Annotated in this window: 17 protein-coding genes; 8 read left to right on the top strand and 9 right to left on the bottom strand. The window is 65.0% G+C overall.

Annotation, left to right across the window (positions count from 1 at the left end):
- The first annotated feature begins 163 nt into the window (after positions 1 to 163).
- The 4 genes from Q0L25_RS03520 to Q0L25_RS03505 all read left to right on the top strand — a co-directional run bounded on the left by Q0L25_RS03520 (position 164) and on the right by Q0L25_RS03505 (position 6,201).
- Positions 164 to 2,302, top strand: coding sequence for a penicillin acylase family protein (locus Q0L25_RS03520; RefSeq protein WP_296611630.1), 2,139 nt, complete (start codon positions 164 to 166; stop codon positions 2,300 to 2,302).
- Positions 2,303 to 2,373: 71 nt separating this feature from the next.
- Positions 2,374 to 5,220 (top strand): pitrilysin family protein, encoded by a 2,847-nt coding sequence (locus Q0L25_RS03515; protein ID WP_296611628.1) that lies wholly within the window; start codon positions 2,374 to 2,376, stop codon positions 5,218 to 5,220.
- A 21-nt stretch (positions 5,221 to 5,241) separates the two neighbouring features.
- The gene (locus tag Q0L25_RS03510) at positions 5,242 to 5,541 is read left to right on the top strand and encodes a hypothetical protein (protein WP_296611627.1); all 300 of its coding nucleotides are present in this window, start codon (positions 5,242 to 5,244) and stop codon (positions 5,539 to 5,541) included.
- A 291-nt stretch (positions 5,542 to 5,832) separates the two neighbouring features.
- Positions 5,833 to 6,201 (top strand): hypothetical protein, encoded by a 369-nt coding sequence (locus Q0L25_RS03505; protein ID WP_296611625.1) that lies wholly within the window; start codon positions 5,833 to 5,835, stop codon positions 6,199 to 6,201.
- A 48-nt stretch (positions 6,202 to 6,249) separates the two neighbouring features.
- On the opposite strand, the gene Q0L25_RS03500 is transcribed toward Q0L25_RS03505, so the two are convergent.
- Positions 6,250 to 6,738 carry a hypothetical protein gene (locus tag Q0L25_RS03500; protein ID WP_296611623.1) on the bottom strand — a complete coding sequence of 163 codons (489 nt, stop codon included), beginning with the start codon at positions 6,736 to 6,738 and terminating at the stop codon, positions 6,250 to 6,252.
- A 209-nt stretch (positions 6,739 to 6,947) separates the two neighbouring features.
- Here Q0L25_RS03500 and Q0L25_RS03495 point away from each other — a divergent pair, with 209 nt between their 5' ends.
- A complete protein-coding gene (locus Q0L25_RS03495; protein ID WP_296611622.1) occupies positions 6,948 to 8,846 on the top strand; it encodes a CocE/NonD family hydrolase in 1,899 nt (632 codons plus the stop codon).
- 169 nt (positions 8,847 to 9,015) lie between these two features.
- Here Q0L25_RS03495 and Q0L25_RS03490 read toward each other — a convergent pair whose 3' ends face one another.
- The 5 genes from Q0L25_RS03490 to gpmA all read right to left on the bottom strand — a co-directional run bounded on the left by Q0L25_RS03490 (position 9,016) and on the right by gpmA (position 12,320).
- Entirely contained in the window at positions 9,016 to 10,089 is a 1,074-nt protein-coding gene (locus Q0L25_RS03490; protein WP_296611620.1) for a 5-(carboxyamino)imidazole ribonucleotide synthase, read from the bottom strand.
- On the bottom strand, positions 10,086 to 10,565 hold the full coding sequence (purE, locus tag Q0L25_RS03485; RefSeq protein WP_296611619.1) for a 5-(carboxyamino)imidazole ribonucleotide mutase: 480 nt from the start codon (positions 10,563 to 10,565) through the stop codon (positions 10,086 to 10,088). The genes Q0L25_RS03490 and purE overlap by 4 nt, the downstream gene beginning before the upstream one ends.
- Positions 10,566 to 10,620: 55 nt before the next feature.
- Positions 10,621 to 11,148: a hypothetical protein gene (locus Q0L25_RS03480; RefSeq protein WP_296611617.1), complete on the bottom strand. Its 528-nt coding sequence runs from the start codon at positions 11,146 to 11,148 to the stop codon at positions 10,621 to 10,623.
- 141 nt (positions 11,149 to 11,289) lie between these two features.
- Positions 11,290 to 11,550, bottom strand: a complete 261-nt coding sequence (locus Q0L25_RS03475; RefSeq protein ID WP_296611616.1) for a DUF4242 domain-containing protein — start codon at positions 11,548 to 11,550, stop codon at positions 11,290 to 11,292.
- Positions 11,551 to 11,633: 83 nt separating this feature from the next.
- On the bottom strand, positions 11,634 to 12,320 hold the full coding sequence (gene gpmA, locus Q0L25_RS03470; protein ID WP_296611614.1) for a 2,3-diphosphoglycerate-dependent phosphoglycerate mutase: 687 nt from the start codon (positions 12,318 to 12,320) through the stop codon (positions 11,634 to 11,636).
- Positions 12,321 to 12,394: 74 nt separating this feature from the next.
- Here gpmA and Q0L25_RS03465 point away from each other — a divergent pair, with 74 nt between their 5' ends.
- Complete coding sequence (locus tag Q0L25_RS03465) at positions 12,395 to 13,126, top strand: dienelactone hydrolase family protein (RefSeq protein ID WP_296611611.1); 732 nt, start codon at positions 12,395 to 12,397, stop codon at positions 13,124 to 13,126.
- 39 nt (positions 13,127 to 13,165) lie between these two features.
- On the opposite strand, the gene Q0L25_RS03460 is transcribed toward Q0L25_RS03465, so the two are convergent.
- On the bottom strand, positions 13,166 to 14,284 hold the full coding sequence (locus Q0L25_RS03460; RefSeq protein WP_296611609.1) for a M14-type cytosolic carboxypeptidase: 1,119 nt from the start codon (positions 14,282 to 14,284) through the stop codon (positions 13,166 to 13,168).
- Entirely contained in the window at positions 14,281 to 14,877 is a 597-nt protein-coding gene (locus Q0L25_RS03455) for a hypothetical protein (RefSeq protein WP_296611607.1), read from the bottom strand. Before Q0L25_RS03455 ends, Q0L25_RS03460 begins: the two co-directional genes overlap by 4 nt.
- Before the next feature lie 145 nt (positions 14,878 to 15,022).
- Here Q0L25_RS03455 and ykgO point away from each other — a divergent pair, with 145 nt between their 5' ends.
- Entirely contained in the window at positions 15,023 to 15,148 is a 126-nt protein-coding gene (gene ykgO, locus Q0L25_RS03450) for a type B 50S ribosomal protein L36 (RefSeq protein ID WP_003046794.1), read from the top strand.
- Between the two features lie 234 nt (positions 15,149 to 15,382).
- Here the strand turns inward: ykgO and pyk are convergent, their stop codons facing one another.
- A complete protein-coding gene (gene pyk / locus Q0L25_RS03445; RefSeq protein WP_296611605.1) occupies positions 15,383 to 16,837 on the bottom strand; it encodes a pyruvate kinase in 1,455 nt (484 codons plus the stop codon).
- Positions 16,838 to 16,911: 74 nt separating this feature from the next.
- On the opposite strand from pyk, the gene Q0L25_RS03440 reads away from it, so the two are divergent.
- Complete coding sequence (locus tag Q0L25_RS03440) at positions 16,912 to 17,280, top strand: DUF1244 domain-containing protein (protein ID WP_296611604.1); 369 nt, start codon at positions 16,912 to 16,914, stop codon at positions 17,278 to 17,280.
- The last annotated feature ends 12 nt before the right edge of the window (positions 17,281 to 17,292 follow it).

The raw sequence follows: 17,292 nt of genomic DNA, 5'->3' as shown, positions 1-17,292 counted from the left end.
GGGTGAGGGCAGCACGCGGCTTCCACACCTGCCCTCACCTTCCCACTCGCTCCGCGAGCGGGCCCCTTCCTCTCCCAAAGGGAGAGGAGATTGCTGGCCCCGTGACAAACCCAAGCACTTCGACCACACCTGACCGCACAACACCGGCGGGGAGCGCGGGGATTTGAGGATTCTGAAACGGATCGGCCTGGGTCTGGCCGTGCTGCTGGTGCTGGTCGCGATCGGCCTGGCGACCTGGGAGCCGCTGACCGCGGTGCGCGCCGAGGCGCCGCCGGCGCATCGTTACGATACGGTGATCGCGCGGGACAGGTTCGGCGTGCCGCATATCTTCGGCGCGACCGATCCCGACGTCGCCTACGGCATCGCCTATGCCCATGCCGAGGACGATTTCGGCACCTTGCAGGAAGTGGTCGCGATGGCGCGCGGGCGGCTCGGCGCGCTCGACGGTGCCGACGGGGCGAAGACCGATTACGTGCTTCACCTGCTCCATGCGCGCGAGACGGTCGACCGCGATTACATGAAGCAGCCGGCCGATGTCCGCTTGCTGCTCGACGGCTATGCCTCGGGACTCAATGCTTATGCCTCGCGGCATCCGGACGAGGTCAAGATGTCGCGGCTGTTCCCGGTCAACGGACAGGACATCGCCACCGGCTTCGTCATGCGCTCGCCCTTCTTCTTCGGGCTCGACGCGACGTTGGGCGCGCTGGCCGGCGACACGCCGCTGCCGCGCGAAAATGCCGGGCCACAGCCCGATGCGCCCGACGTCACCCCGGTTGGGCCCGACGGCCGCGAGAACGGCTCCAACGCGTTCGTCGTCGCACCCAAGCGCTCGGCGGACGGATATACGCGGCTCGTCGCCAATTCGCACCAGCCGTGGCGCGGCGCGGTCGCCTGGTACGAACTCGTCGTCCATTCGAAGACCGGCTGGAATTTCGCCGGCGCGATGTTCCCCGGATCGCCCTATCCCTTGCTCGGGCACAATGAGACTTTGGGCTGGACCAACACCGTCAATCGGCCGGATCTGATCGACACCTACAAGCTCGTGCTCGACGGCGACGGCACGCATTACCGTTTCGACGGTCGATGGCGTCCGCTCGAGAAGGAGACCGTCTGGCTGCCGGTCAAATTGTGGGGACCGTTCGTGCTCCCCGTGCCGCGCAGCGTCTATCGCGCGGTGCAGGGGCCGGTGATCGAGACCAAGTCGGGCGCTTATGCGCTCCGCTATGGCGGCGCCGACCAGCTCAGGATGGTCGAGCAATATTACCGTCTCAATCGCGCCAGGACGTTCGACGAGTGGCAGCGCGCAATGGCGATCCAGGGCGTGCCGGCGACCAATTTCCTCTACGCCGACGCCGCAGGCAACATCGCCTATTTCTACAATGCGGCGTTCCCCAATCGAAAGCCGGGCTACGATTATTCGAATGTGCTGCCTGGCGACACGTCCGCCGACTATGCGGCGGGCACCGTTCCGTGGTCGATGGTGCCGCGCAACGTGAACCCGCGATCGGGCTTCCTGGTCAACGCCAATTCGACGCCGTTCCTGTCGGCGGGCGCCGGGTCGGAGATGAACCCAGCCGACTGGTCGCCATTGCTCGGCATCGAGACCGACACGACCAATCGCGACAACCGTGCGCTCGAACTGATGGGCGCCAACCCGGCGATCAGCCAGGCCGATCTCGAGCGCATCAAGTTCGACACCGGGGTCAGCCATCGCGGAATGACGGCCAAATGGTTCGCCGACCTGATCGCCGCCGACCCGCACGGCGACCGCCAGGTGGCCGCCGCCCAGGCGCTGCTCCGGCAATGGGACTGGAATCTCGACGGCAAGGGAGCGGCAGACGCGCTTGCCTGCCTGATGATGAAAAGCTGGCAGAAATGGCATTACAATCGCCAGCCCGAGGCCGATCCGCGCGCCACGTTGGTCGAGGCGATCGCCTATCTCCAGCGGGTGTTCGGCCGGCTCGACCCGCCGCTCGGCACGATGCTGCGGCTGCGCCAGGGCAAGGTCGACCTGCCGCTCGACGGCGGGCCCGAAGTCCTGCGCGCGGCGGCCAATTGGGACGAGGCGCCCGACGGCCGGCTGGCGGTCAAGCATGGCGACAGCTTCGTGATGTTCGCCCAATGGGACAAGGCCGGCCGCGTGTCGTCGCGATCGATCCAGCCGTTTGGCGCCGCGACGACGCGGCCGGACTCTCCACACTATACCGACCAATCGGCCTTGTTCGTCGCGCATAAATTAAAACCAGTCTGGTTCTATCCGCGTGAACTCAAAGGAAATATCGAGCGTCTTTACCGCCCGTGACTTGCCAGTGCCGCGAAGCCGACTTAGCCTCGCGCCATTAGATTTTCCTTTCCGATCGACCAGGGGCATTCATGACCATCAAGCTTTTCGCGCTTTCCGGCGTCGCGCTGCTCGCGATCGCCGCTCCCGACCTTGCCATTGCTCAAGCCAAGCCGGCAGCGACCAAGCCTGCGGTCGTGCCGGCCGCCGTGCCGGTCAGCGTCCTCGCCAAATCGGTCGACATCCCCTTCACCCAGTTCACACTCCAGAACGGGTTGCGGGTCATCGTCCACACCGACCGCAAGGCGCCGATCGTCGCCGTCAGTGTCTGGTACGACGTCGGGTCGAAGATGGAGCCCGCCGGGAAGACCGGCTTCGCCCATCTGTTCGAGCATCTGATGTTCAACGGCAGCGAGAATGCGCCGGGCGATTTCTTCGTGCCGCTCAAGAATGTCGGCGCGACCGATTTCAACGGCACCACCTATTTCGACCGCACCAATTATTTCGAGACGGTACCGACCCCCGCTCTCGACCGTGCGCTGTTCCTCGAAAGCGACCGCATGGGCTATCTGACCGGCGCGATCACCCAGGCGGTGCTCGACGAGCAGCGCGGCGTCGTCCAGAACGAGAAGCGCCAGGGCGATAACGAGCCTTATGGCCTGGTCGAGTATCGTCAGCTCTCCGGCCTGTTCCCCAAGGGGCATCCCTACGAACATTCGACGATCGGCTCGATGGCCGATCTCGACGGCGCCAGCCTTGCCGACGTGAAGAGCTGGTTCAAGGACCATTACGGTCCGAACAATGCGGTTTTGGTGCTGGCGGGCGACATCGACGCCGCGACCGCCAAACCGTTGGTCGAGAAATATTTCGGCGGAATCCCGGCGGGTCCCGAGACGAAGCAGCCGAATGCGCCCGTGCCGACGCTGCCGAGCACGAAGATCGAAACGATGAAGGATCGCGTCGCAACCACCCGGATTACACGCTCATGGGCGGTGCCGGGGCTCAACGATCCCGACAGCGTCGGTCTCGACGTGGCCGCTGGCGTGCTAGGCGGCGGCGCCAGCTCACGGCTCTACGACACCTTGGTGCGCAAGGAGCGGCTGGCGGTCCGGGTCAGCGCCGACAATCAGAGCTTCAGCCAGGTCGGCATTTTCGAGCTTAGCGTCGACGTGCGCCCGGGGGTGGATGCGGCCACCGTGACCAAGCGGCTCGATGCGGTCGTCGCCGACTTTCTGGCCACCGGTCCGACGGCCGACGAGTTGCAGCGATACCAGGTGCGCAGCATCGCCGGCCGCGTGAAGGGCCTGGAAGCGGTCGGCGGGTTCGGCGGCAAGGCGGTCGCCCTGGCCGAGGGCGCGCTCTATTCGAACGACCCCGCGCATTACAAAAAGGAACTGGCGGAGCTTGCCGCCGAGACGCCGGCGAAGGTCAAGGCGGTCGCCGACAAATGGCTTAGCCGGCCTGTCTATGGGCTGGACATCATTCCCGGCCCGCGCGACGCCTATGAGGAAGCGGCGGCGCCCAAGCCGGTCGCGGTCAAGGCTGCCGACGAGCCCGCCGCCAAAGGAACGCGCGGTACGATGCCTGATGTCGGATCGATCGCCAACCTGACCTTCCCCAAGGTCGAGCGCGCCAAGCTCGCGAACGGCGTGACCGTGATCTACGCGCAGCGCACGGCGACGCCCGTCACGCGGATCATGGTCAATTTCGACGCCGGCACCGCCGCCGACGTCCCGACCGCGCTCGGCACCCAGCAGCTGACCTTGGCGGCGATGTCCGCGGGCACAACCAGCCTGGGATCGCTCGAATATGCCAAGGCGCAAGAACGGCTCGGCGCCACGATCGGCGCGGGGATCGACAGCGACAACACGTCATTCGCGATCGACTTGCCCAGCCCGAACCTGAAGCCGGGCGTGGCGCTGTTCGCCGATGTGTTGCGCAATCCTGCGTTCGCCCCGGCCGAGGTCGATCGGTTGAGGAACCAGCAGCTTGCCGGGATCGCGTCCGAACTGACCAACGCCAACGCGCTGGCCGGCCGCGCGATGGCGCCGCTGATCTACGGCCCGGCCTCCCCTTATGCCAAGGCGTTCGGCGGCGGCGACGCGACGGCGGTGGCCAAGCTGACTCGCGACGACTTGATCGCGTTTCGCCAGGCATGGCTGCGACCCGACCGCGCGACCGTGTTCGTGGTCAGCGACCGGCCGCTGGCCGAGGTGACGGCGGCACTCGACGCAGACTTGGGCGACTGGAAGATGACAGGTACTGCCGGCGTCAAGGGCGATGTGGTCAAGGCCGCACCGGTGGCGCCTAAGATCGTGCTGGTCGACCGACCCGATTCACCGCAATCGGTCATCTATGGCGCGATCCCGACCGGGCTGATCGGCACCGACGAGCTTCTTCCGGTCAATACCGCCAATGACGGTTTGGGCGGCGGCTTTCTCGGCCGGATCAACATGGACCTGCGCGAGGACAAACACTGGTCCTACGGCGCCAGCGGCCGCTTCTCTCGAGCGCAGGGCGCCACGCCCTATATCATCGCGGCGGGCGTCCAGGCCGACCGCACCGGTGACGCGATCGTCGCGGCGATGGGCGATGTCTCGTCGTTCGTCGGCGACAAGCCGATGACCGACGAGGAGTTCGGCCGCGCGATCACCGGGGCGATTCGCTCGCTGCCGGGGAGCTTCGAAACGTCGCGCGCGGTGATGGGGGCGATGATTTCGAACGTTACGTACAAACGTCCCGACGATTATTATGCGACCATCGCCGACAAATATCGCGCACTGACTTTGCCCCAACTCCGTAGCGTCATCGAGCAAGCGATCGACCCCAAGAAGGTGGTCTGGGTAGTGGTCGGCGATGCCAAGACGGTTAGGCCCCAGCTTGACAAGGTCGGGCTGCCTGTCGAGGTCGTGCCTGCGGCGTCGCTCGGCGCGCGCTGAGGAATTCACAGGAGAGAGACGATGGCAGTCGATGGCGTGTACGAGACGGTCGTGAAGTCGCCGATGGGCGACCAGAAGGCGACGCTGACGGTGAAGTCGGACGGCAACAGCTGGACCGGCACCCAGGCGGGCGCGATGGGCACCGCGGAGATCACCGACGGCGTGGTCGACGGCAACACGATCAAATGGTCGATGAACATCACCGTGCCGATGCCGATGACCCTGACCAACGAAGCGACGATCGACGGCGACTCGATCACGGGAACGGTCACCGCCGGCGCGTTCGGCAGCTTCCCGCTGACGGGTACGCGAGTAGGCTAACGCAGTTAGCCGACGGTCCGCGCAGCGGACGCGGGCCGGCGGCCGGCGCGGCTCAGCCGCGACCGACGGCGCGGAATCCACTTCCGCGCCGCCGCCTGAATAAGGGGCCGTCTCCCGCTCGGAGGCGGCCCTTTTTATTGTTTAGCCGTCAGCCGGCTGCCCTTGTGCGACTAGACACGCGCCAGACCGCGCGCTCCGCGCGACGAGCGGGGCGCGCTTCATCGCAATTGGTTTGCCGGCCTGCCCAACGGATTGATATTTCTTAACCCGTGCGTGGGAGGGAATAATGTCATGAAGATTAGCCCGTTGCTCTGCGGGGCCATCGTCGCCGCGATGGTGCCGGTCGCCGCCTTGGCCGACGATCCGCGCGATCCGGCGATGCGCAACGCCGAGGCACGGGCGCGCGACAGCGCGAAGACGCGCGCGCTCAACCGCCAGGAGAATGCGCGGGTGCTCGAGCGCGGCGTAACCTGGCGGGTGGCGCGTGGCGGCGGTCGCGATGAGGCCGCCGACGGTGACTATGCCTCCGCTGCGCACGACCATGAGCGCGATATGGCGGACTACCGCCGCAGCCGCGCGCGGTACGAGCGAGAGATGGCCGAATGGCGCCGTGCCGTGGTCGAGTGCGATGCGGGTAACTACGCTGCCTGCGACGATTGATTTGGTATAGCGACGAGCAGCAAATCCACCCGATGGCAGACGTCTGCATCACGCAAGGGGCATCGTAACCTTACTAATCGTGCTGGTGTCGTCGCTTACTTTTACCAACAGTGCGTCGTGGAAAACCAAAGTCATCTCAAAGAGGTCGGTGTGCAGCGATGCGGCATACATCGGCCGGCCTAATTTGAGTGCCCATTCGGCAGCACCGGCGTGATCTGCTAGGGCTACGAAACCGGGATAAGCGTTGGACCAGTTTGCGCCAAAGACATAGCCATTTGGCTCGCCTGCTGCTTCCCAACGGTCATAATCGATGAAGTCGTCAGACCAGGCTTCGGACCATGCCGATACGGGAAGCGCAGTGCGATATTCCATCGCCACTACATGAGTTAAGGTAAGGCGATACGTCCCCGGGCTTGTCCCCAGGCAATCCTCCAAAATGAACCGATAGTCTCGTCCGTGCTCGGCAAAGCCATGGCTCATCACTCCGACGTCGATCTCGGATAATCCATTCTCGAAGTGCGCAGATAATGGGTTCATTTGGAAATTATGAAGTAGAGCCGCAGCCGTGGCAAATGTCCGCCTGCCGCACATTACCGTCGTGAGGCGTAACGAGCTAGCCGATGAGTGCCCGGCATCTCAATGTCTGGAACCTCTCGTTCCGCAGCTCTTCAGGACCAAAAATCAAAAGTTGCACCCGAAACGACTCCGGCCCACGATCGCTTCGACATCGGGCGAGGGGAAGAAACATGCGTTTGCGGCTGGCAGTGGCGATCGGACTGGCGGCGCTCGCCGCTTCGGGTGGAACTGCTCAAACCTATGACGATCGGCCGGCAAAAGCGGTCTCGCCCAATTACGGTTTCAACTACGATCGGCGCGTCGTTGATATCCCCATGCGCGACGGCACCAAGCTCCACACCGTTATCCTGACGCCCAAAGGCGCGAGCAATGCGCCGATCCTGCTGACCCGCACGCCGTACAATGCCGAGGCGCTGACCACCAACCGCAAGAGCGGCGATCTCGGCACCGCGCTCTACGGCTATGACAACGCGACCGACGTGATCGTCGATGGCGGCTATATCCGCGTGATCCAGGACATTCGCGGCAAATACGGGTCGGGCGGCACCTTCGTGATGAACCGCGCGCTGGTCGGCACGGCGGAAAATCCGACCAAGGTCGACGACGCGACCGATTGCTACGACACGATCGACTGGCTGGTGAAGAACCTGAAGGCGTCGAACGGCAAGGTCGGCATCCTGGGCATCAGCTATGACGGCTACGAGCCGCTCGCGGCGTTGGTGAACCCGCACCCGGCGCTCAAGGTGTCGGTGCCGATGAACCCGATGGTCGACGGCTGGATGGGCGACGACTGGTTCCATAACGGCGCGTTCCGCCAGATGGGCATGGATTACATCTGGGAGCAGGAAGCGACGCGGGACAACAGCTTGCCCTGGGTGAGCTCGAGCGACGATATCTACGATTTCTACATGCGCGCCGGCTCGGCGGGCGAACTCGGCAAGCGGATGGGGCTGGAGCAGATCGGTTTCTGGAAGAGCATCCTGGCGCATCCCGCTTATGACCGCTTCTGGCAGGATCGCGCGATGGACGCCTATCTGGGCAAATTGCCGCTGAAGGTGCCGGTGATGCTGGTGCATTCGCTCTGGGACCAGGAGGATAGTTACGGGGCGCTCGCGACCTATCGCGCGCTCGAGCCGAAGGATGTCAATAACGATATGGTCTATCTGTCGATGGGGCCGTGGCACCATGGGCAGGAGATCGAGGACGCCGATACGCTCGGTCAGATGCGCTGGGGGCAGGATACCGGCACCTGGTGGCGCAAGAACGTGCTGGCGCCGTTCCTCGCGCATTACCTCAAGGGCACGCCGATGGACGTCGCGCCGGTCACCGCGTTCGAAAGCGGTACCAACGAATGGCGGCGCTTTCAGTCCTGGCCGAACGAGGCGGGTGAGGGCGAGCGGCTGTATCTCAAGCCGGGCGCCGCCTTGGGCTTCGATGCCGCGGCGAGTGGCGAGGAGACCGCCGATTACGTTTCCGACCCCGCGCACCCGGTGCTGTTCCGCAATCGCCCGATCCAGGCGGTGGGCTACGACAACAACAATCCCTGGCCGAACTGGCTCGCCGACGATCAGCGCGCCGTGTCGAGCCGGCCCGACGTGCTGACCTTCACCAGCGAGGTGCTGACCCAGCCGCTCAAGATTTCGGGGCGGCCGATGGTCAAGCTAACCGCCTCCACCAGTGGCACCGACAGCGATTGGGTGGTCAAACTGATCGACGTCTGGCCCGACCAGGTGCCGGGGCGGCCCGGGTTCGGCGGCTATCAGTTCGCGGTCGGCATGGACATCTTCCGCGGACGCTATCGCCAGAGCTTCTCCGAGCCCAAGGCGCTGACGCCTAATGCGCCGCTGCAATACAGCTTCGCGCTCCCCGCGGCGAACCATGTGTTCCTGCCCGGGCACCGCATCATGGTGCAGGTGCAGTCGAGCTGGTTTCCACTCTACGACCGCAATCCGCAGACGTTCGTGCCGAACATCTTCTTCGCCAAACCGGCGGATTACGTGAAGGCGACGCAGCGTGTGTTGGTAGCGGGGCCGAACGAAAGCTACATCGCGCTGCCGGTGGTGAAATAGGACTACCTAATTCCTCCCCGGGACGGGGAGGGGGACCAAGGCGCGAAGCGGCTTGGTGGAGGGGGCTCTCCACCGGCAACCGCCTCGACGATTGCTCGTTTGTCGCGGGCCCCCTCCACCACGCGACTGCGTCGCGCGGTCCCCCTCCCCGTAAACGGGGAGGAATTAGTCAGTCCCGCTTCATCCGCGTCACGTGCCCCATCTTCCTTCCCGGCCGAGCACTGCCCTTGCCGTAGAGGTGAAGATGCGCGCCCGGCTCGGCCAGGATCGTCAGCCAATCGTCCGCCTCGGCGCCGATCAGATTGACCATCTCGACCGCGGGCGCGGTCAATGCGGTGTCGCCCAGGGGCAGGCCGCAGATCGCGCGGATGTGGTTCTCGAATTGCGAGCAAACCGCGCCCTCGATCGTCCAATGCCCCGAATTGTGCACACGCGGCGCCATTTCGTTGAACACCGGCCCCTCGGCGGTGGCGAAGAATTCGCAGGCGATCACGCCGACATAATTGAGCTGGTCGGCGATCCGGCCGGTCAGCGCCGCGGCGACTCCCCATTGATTGGCGATTTCCGCCGGCGCCGGCAGAGAGGATCGCGCGAGGATTCCGTCCTTATGCTCGTTCCACGGCGGCGGATAGCTGACCATCGACCCGTCATGCCCGCGCGCGAGGATGATCGAGAATTCGTGGCTGAACTCGACGAAGCCTTCGAGGATCGCCGGGCGCTGGCCGATATCGCTCCACGCCGCCTCGGCCGCGTCGCGCGTCGCGATCCGCACCTGCCCCTTGCCGTCATAGCCGAGCCGCAATGTCTTGAGGATCGCCGGTGTTCCGATCTCGTCGATCGCGGCATGGAGCTCGTCGAGGCTGGCGACGCGCCGCCATGGCGCGGTGCGCCCGCCGATCGTATCGACGAATGCCTTCTCGTTGGCGCGGTCCTGGGCAATGCCGAGCGCCTGGGGCGCGGGATGGACCGGTACCTGGGTGGACAGGTACGTGACCGGCTCGATGGCGATATTCTCGAATTCGTAGGTCACGACGTCGCAGCGTGCCGCCATCTCATCGAGCACGATGCGGCTGTGATAATCGGCGCGGGTGAAACTGGACGCGGTCTGCGCCGCGACGCTTTCGGCGTCGGGGGCGAGGATGTGGGTGTGATAGCCGAGTTCCGCCGCGGCCGACGCCAGCATGCGCCCGAGCTGGCCGCCGCCCAGGATGCCGATCGTCGAACCGGGGGGAAGCAGGGTCATTCGGGATCGATCGCCACGCCGTCGGTCTGTTGCGCGCGCCACGCCTTGAGCCGATCGGCCAGCGCCTCATCGCTGGTCGCCAGGATCGCCGCGGCGAGCAGTCCGGCATTGATCGCTCCCGCCTTGCCGATCGCCAATGTGCCGACCGGTATGCCGCCCGGCATCTGGACGATCGAATAGAGGCTATCGACGCCCTTCAGCGCCTTCGACTCTACCGGCACGCCGAGCACAGGCAGATGCGTCATCGACGCCGCCATACCCGGCAGATGCGCGGCACCGCCGGCACCGGCGATAATCACCTTCAACCCGCGATCGGCCGCACTGGTGGCATAATCGTAGAGCCGCTGCGGCGTGCGGTGCGCGCTGACCACCTTGGTCTCATGCGGCACACCGAGTTCTTCCAGCTTTTCGGCGGCATGACGCATCGTCTCCCAGTCGGAAGTCGAGCCCATGATGATGCCGACGAGCGGTTGCATCCGCCGCCCCTAGCCAAGGGGGCGATGCAGGGCAACCGTCCGTGCTTAAGCGCGTCTACAGCGCCTCTTTGCAGCCGCGTGTCTGATGCACGCCGCGCAGGAAACCGCGTCGGGCGAAACCGGCCTGCGTCGCCGCGGCGAGGCGGCGGTCGGCGGCGGCCGCGCCCGAGACTTCGCGCACCACGCCGCGGAACGGGATCAGCGAATTGACCACCGCGCCGCCCGCCGCCTTGCCTACGCTCATCTTGTTGTTGGGGCCACCCGCGCTGTAATCCGGGCCGAGCGCAGCATCGAGCACACGCACTGCATCGGCGATCTGACGGCAGGTCCTGAGGCCGGCGAGCGAGTAGGGCGCTTCCGATGCCTCAACCAATGATGGCGGGATCTTGGTCTTGGCGATGCCGACATCCTTTGCCGGCTGGCTGACCACATCCTTGGTATCGTCGATCGTCTCTTTGCGCTTTTCGTCACGCGTCGATTGCGGCGCGGGATCAGCGGCCGTCGGCGCGGTGGTGGTAACGGGAGCGGCTGGTGCCGTGCTCTGCGCCATAGTCACGTATGGCAGCAGCATGGCGCCGGCCATGCCGATCCCCGCAATTACTGTTCGTCGCATCCTATCATTGCCTGCGCGCATCCGATTTTCTCCGTTCGGGCGACCGCCCGATTATGGAAATCCCAAAAGAAACGCGCGTCGGCGGCTGTCGATCCCTTCAAACGACGGCCGTTAGTCGGCGGTGGTCGGATCGATCACGTTGCGCACCTCGGCGATCGAATTGGCCGGGAAGCCCGCGGTTTCGGCATGCTGACGGATCAGGTCGGCCGATGGCGCGCGATAGATACAATAGATCTTGTCGTCGGTGACATAGCTGTGGACCCATTGGATATCCGGGCCGAGGTTCCGGAGCACATTGCACGAGGTCTGCGACGCGCCCTTGAGCTCGGCGGCGCTGGCCCCGCCAATTCCCGGCATGTCCCGTTCAATCACGAATTGCGGCATGGCGATTCTACCTTCGGAAAGGAACGGGCTGCGCCTTCCCGCCGGAAAGTTATTGGACGGATGCGCCCCGCCTAGCGCTCGCTCAGATAATAGCGATCGATGGCGTTGAGCTGGTCGTCGAGCTGATAGACGATCGGCTGGCCGGTCGGGATTTCCAGCCCGGTGATCTCGTCATCGGGAATGTTCGACAGATGCTTGACCAGCGCGCGCAACGAATTGCCGTGCGCGGAGATCAGCACGCGCTGCCCCTGCTTGAGCGCGGGGGCGATGCGTCCGTCCCAATAGGGCAGGACGCGCGCGATCGTGTCCTTCAGGCTCTCCGTGTTCGGAATGGCGATGCCGGCGTAGCGGCGATCCTTGGACAGATCATATTCGCTGCCCGGCTCGAGCGGCGGCGGCGGGATATCGAAGCTGCGGCGCCAGATATGGACCTGTTCGTCGCCATGCTTGGCCGCGGTCTCCGCCTTGTTGAGCCCGGTCAGCCCGCCATAATGGCGCTCGTTCAGCCGCCAGTCCTTCTCGACCGGGAGCCACAGTCGCCCCATCGCCTCGAGCGCGAGGTTGAGCGTCTTGATCGCGCGTGTCTGAAGCGAGGTGAAGCACATGTCGAAATCGAGGCCCTTGGCCGACATCAACTCGCCCGCCAGCCGGGCTTCCTCGGCGCCCTTTTCGGTCACGTCGACATCCCACCAGCCGGTGAAGCGGTTTTCGAGGTTCCAGGCCGACTGGCCGTGGCGGATCAGGACGAGCATGGGCACGAAGCTACTCCTTGCGGGGGATCGGGCGGCTCTGTAGCGCTTCGGACCGCAACGGCAAACCTGGAGAGCGAGTCATGGCGATCGTGCGGCAGACCATGGTGTATGACGGCCCCGGCGGCCCGTTCGAAGGCGTGTTCGCCTATGACGACGAGGTCGAAACCGCCCGGCCGGGCGTGATGGTCGTCCCCAACGTGCTCGGCGCAAAGGAATCGGACAGCGTCACGGCCGAGAATATCGCCAAGCTCGGCTATGTCGGCTTCGTCGCCGACGTGTTCGGGCAGGGGCGGCGCAAGACCTTCACCTCGGAAAATCCGGCCGAATATATGAACGAGCTCAATGCCGATCGCGGACTGCTGCGCGACCGGCTGAAGGCATCGCTCGACGTGCTCAAGGGCTTCCAGCTGGTCGATCCGGCGAGGACCGCGGTCTACGGCTATTGCTTCGGCGGGAAATGCGCGCTCGACGTGGCGCGCGCCGGGCTCGATGTGCTGGGCGTGGTGTCGTTCCACGGCGTCTACGACAGGCCGGATTATGCCAGCGTGACGCCGATCAAGGCCAAGATCCTGGTCTGCCATGGCTGGGAAGACCCGATCGCGCCGCCCGATGTCATGGTCGCGCTCGGCAAGGAATTGAGCGAGGGCGAGGCGGATTGGCAAATCCACGCTTACGGCACCGCCGGCCACGCCTTCACCGACATGGATCGCAAGGGCGCTCCGCCGGTTCGTCCGGGTGTTGCCTATGAGGAGCGTGCCGACCGCCGCAGCTGGAAAGCGGCCAGCGACTTCCTCGCGGAACTATTCGGCTAGCGGGCGAGGGCACCGGCCCCCGCCTGCGCCGTCCTGCGATCAGATCCCGTCGATCACCTCGGCGATTGTCTCCAGGCACGCGACCGCCAGCACCTTGCAGCGATCCGGCGACCAGCCGAATTCGGGATCGGGATTGGGGTCGTGATCCTTGAACGGCATTTCGAGCGTCATCGACACCGCGCCGAACCGCTCGGCGAGTTGGTTGGTCGACATGGTCAGATTGGCCTTGCCCGGGGCTGATTTCTCATAACCCTGTTCGGTCTGGAACTCTGGGGTGCGCGCCGCCAGGCGGCGGCCGAAATCGTAGAATTTCTCGCCGAACGCGTCGGTCCAGCTGGGGATGCCTTCATAGCCGGCCAGGAAATTGGCCGGGATCGCTTCGTCGCCATGGACGTCCATCGCCAGCTTGACCCCGGTGCGGTCCATCTCGTCGCGAACCAGTTTGACCTCGGGGCTCTTCTCCATCGACGGCTCGTGCCATTCGCGGTTGAGGTTGATGCCCGCGGCGTTGGTCCGAAGATGCCCGCGGAACGAGCCGTCGGGATTCATGTTGGGCACGACGTAAAAGGTGCACTTTGCCTTCACGTCGTCGGCTGCAGGGCTGGTCAGCCATTCCAGCGCGCCTTCCATCCACCATTCGGCCATGCTCTCGCCGGGGTGCTGGCGCGCATAGAGCCACACAGGTTTGTCGCCCGATCCGATCGTCAGCAGGTCCATTGCGCGACCGTCGAGCGTGTGGCCGAGCTCGCGGTGGGTCACACCGGGCTTGGCGGCATATTCGGCGATGAGGTCCTCGTGCCGCTCCATCGTATAGGGCGCGAAATAGGCGAACCAGGCGACCTGCGAGTCTGACTGCCAGTCGAATTCGAGCACGCCGTTGTCATAGCGCGTCGGAATCATCCGCCACTGGACGCGGTCGGTCGAGGCGCGCGCCTTGTAGCCCGGCCAGCCGAACGGATAAGCCGACTTGCCCGCATTGAGGATGCGAAAGGTCAGCTTGCGCCCGGCCGCATTGGCGACGCGGAACGAGAACCATTGGTAGAAATCGGACAGATGGTCCTTGGCGATCTCCAGGTCGACGCGGTCGCCCTGGATCTCGACGACGCGGATATTGCCGCCGTCGAACGCGGCGGTGATGGCAGGAAGGGTGTCGGTCATTTGACCTCGATAGTCCGGCCCGACTCCCCTGGGAACCCGGTGAACAAAGCGGCCGCCAATTTGGGGGCGAGCTTGTCCGCTACCGCATTGCCGACGACCCCGATCGCGCGCGACTGGGCGCGCCCTTCCCAGACACCGAGATCGCCTTGGCGCTGGTTGATCTTGACCGACAGCATGCTGAGCGCGTCCTCGCGATCACGGCCGCGGCCGATCGGGAAGGAGACGCCGCCGCCCAGCCCGACGCCTCCGCCATCGCGATTGCCGCTCCACGTGCCGCCGCCCAGGCCGATGCTGAAGGGCGAGCGCTCTCGCACCGGACGCGCCTCGGTATGGAAACCGATCTTGGCGACATAGACGCTTTTCGAGCCGTCGGGGACCAAGGTATAACCCTGCTTGGTCAGCGCATCGCCGACTGCCAGGGCATAGACCTGATATTCCGGGCCGTTGTCGATGCCTTCGTCGGGCATCAGCGCGATAGTGCCACGGCCGACTTCATCGGCGCGGTAGCGAGTCACTTCGGTGGGGAAGGAGGCAGGCGCGGTCGCGCACCCCGTCACCATCAGGGCTGCCGTCAGCAGGATCGCTCTACGCATTCACTCTTCTCCACCATCGCGTTCGACAGGTATGTCGCTCATAAGACGTAGCCGGTTTTCCCTGCCCGTGGGTTGACTTCGGGCAACCCCCACTATAGGCGGCGCGGCTTCCAGTTTCACAGCAATTTAAAGAAGCGAATCGATCATGAAGATCCGCAATTCACTGAAGTCGCTCAAGGACCGGCATCGCGACAATCGCGTGATCCGCCGCCGTGGCCGCACCTACGTCATCAACAAGACCAACCGCCGCTTCAAGGCCCGCCAGGGCTAAGCTGCGGACACTCTGCCGCCGCCGTTACCGGCGTAGGCAGGTTGACGACCGGAACCTCGAGTTCCTGATGAGCGCCTGATCGACGAGATCGGGCGTTCTTCGCGTTTGTGCCATACCGAGCTCAAACCCCTTCTGGGGAGAGGTTGGGGTGGGGGCTCTCCACAGGCGATTGGCTTGGGGCACTCCCCCACCCCAACCCCTCCCCTAAAGGGGAGGGGCTTAGTAAGGCGAAGCTCAACTATACCCCTTCAACTCGTCGCCGATGATCCGCACGACGTGGAGCACGTTGGTCGATCCCGGCGTCTTGAACGGTACGCCGGCCATCACGATCACGCGATCGCCCGCTTCGGCGAGATGATGGCGGAGCACCATGCGCTTGGCCTTGGCGACCATCTCCTCGAACGAATCGACGTCGCGGGTGTGGACGGCATAGGCGCCCCAGAGCAGCCCTGATCGCCGCGCCGTCTCCATCTTCGGTGTCAGCACCATGATCGGCACTGCCGGCCGCTCGCGCGCGATACGCCGCGCCGTCGAGCCGGAACTGGTGAAGCAGACGATCGCCTTCGCATCGATCGTCCGCGCGATGTTCTTGGCCGATTCGGACAGCGCGTCGGCGGTGGTCGGGTCCGAGCGGATCACGGTGAAGTGGATACGGTCGCCATGCGCCGGATCGCTTTCGACCGCTTCCCCGATCGCGTTCATCATCGCGACCGATTCGATCGGCCATTTGCCCGCCGCTGATTCGGCCGACAGCATGATCGCATCGGCGCCGTCATAGATGGCGGTAGCGACGTCGGAGACCTCGGCGCGGGTTGGCGACGGCGATTCGATCATCGATTCGAGCATCTGGGTCGCGACCACCACGGGCTTGCCCTGGCGCCGCGCGCTCTCGACGATCCGCTTCTGCAGCGGCGGCACGGTCTGCGGCGGCAATTCGACGCCCAGGTCGCCGCGTGCCACCATCACGCCGTCGCACGCTTCGATGATTTCCTCGAGCCGCTCGATCGCCGCCGGCTTCTCGATCTTGGCGAGCAGCGCCGCCTTCCCGCCGATCAGCTTGCGCGCTTCCCACAGATCGTCGGGCCGCTGCACGAAGCTGAGTGCGATCCAGTCGACGCCCTGATCGACGGCAAAGGCCAGGTCGCTGCGGTCCTTCGCGGTCAGTGCCGCCATCGGCACGAGTACGTCGGGGACGTTGAGGCCCTTGTTGTTGCTCAAGGGGCCGCCGACCTCGACATTGGTGACGATGCGCTTGTCGTCATGCTCGATCACGCGCAGCACCAATTTGCCGTCGTCGAGCAACAGCCGCGCGCCGGCCTCCATCGCCTCGAAGATTTCCTTGTGCGGCAGCTCGACGCGCCGCGCGTCGCCCGGAGTCTTGTCGCGGTCGAGCACGAACATCGAATCGGTCTTGAGCTCGACGCGTCCCTCGGCGAACTTGCCGACGCGCAATTTGGGGCCCTGCAGGTCGGCCAGGATCGTGGTCGGCCGGCCATATTTCTTTTCCAGCCCGCGGATCGCCTCGATCACGCCGACCTTCGACGCCTGGTCGCCATGGCTCATATTGACGCGGAAGGCGTCGGCACCGGCTTCGAACAGCTTGGCGATCATTTCGGGCGTGTTGCTCGCCGGGCCCAATGTCGCGAGGACACGGACTTTGCGCGAGCGAGGAGCGATGGCCTTGGTCATCCTGGGGAGGTTCCTCTGCTTGTCGAGCGGTGGCTCTAGTGCCTATCTCCGATGGATCAACCGTGGAGCGTATAATGGATAAGCTCGATCAACTCGATGACGCATCTGCCGCAGCGGCCTTTCGCCGCCTGGTGCGCCTGCTCCGGCATCGCGAGGACGCGCAGAATATCGACCTGATGGGGCTGGCGGGCTTCTGCCGCAATTGCCTTTCGGACTGGGTCGGCGAAGCCGCCGGCCTGGCGAAAGCCGAGGCGCGCGAGATCGTCTATGGCGAGCCTTACGATGCCTGGAAAGCGCGCCAGCCCGAAGCGACGCCCGAGCAGCTGCGGCGGATGGACGAGAGCATGGCGAAGAACGAAGCGCTGGAGGAAGCGCTGGACGAGGCGCTCGACGAAAGCTTCCCAGCAAGTGACCCACCTTCGATGACCGAGCCCAATCGCTAACGATCGGTCGAA

This window comes from Sphingomonas sp. (assembly GCF_024508665.1).
Classification (GTDB): domain Bacteria; phylum Pseudomonadota; class Alphaproteobacteria; order Sphingomonadales; family Sphingomonadaceae; genus Sphingomonas.
This window is presented reverse-complemented; position numbering and strand designations above follow the sequence as displayed.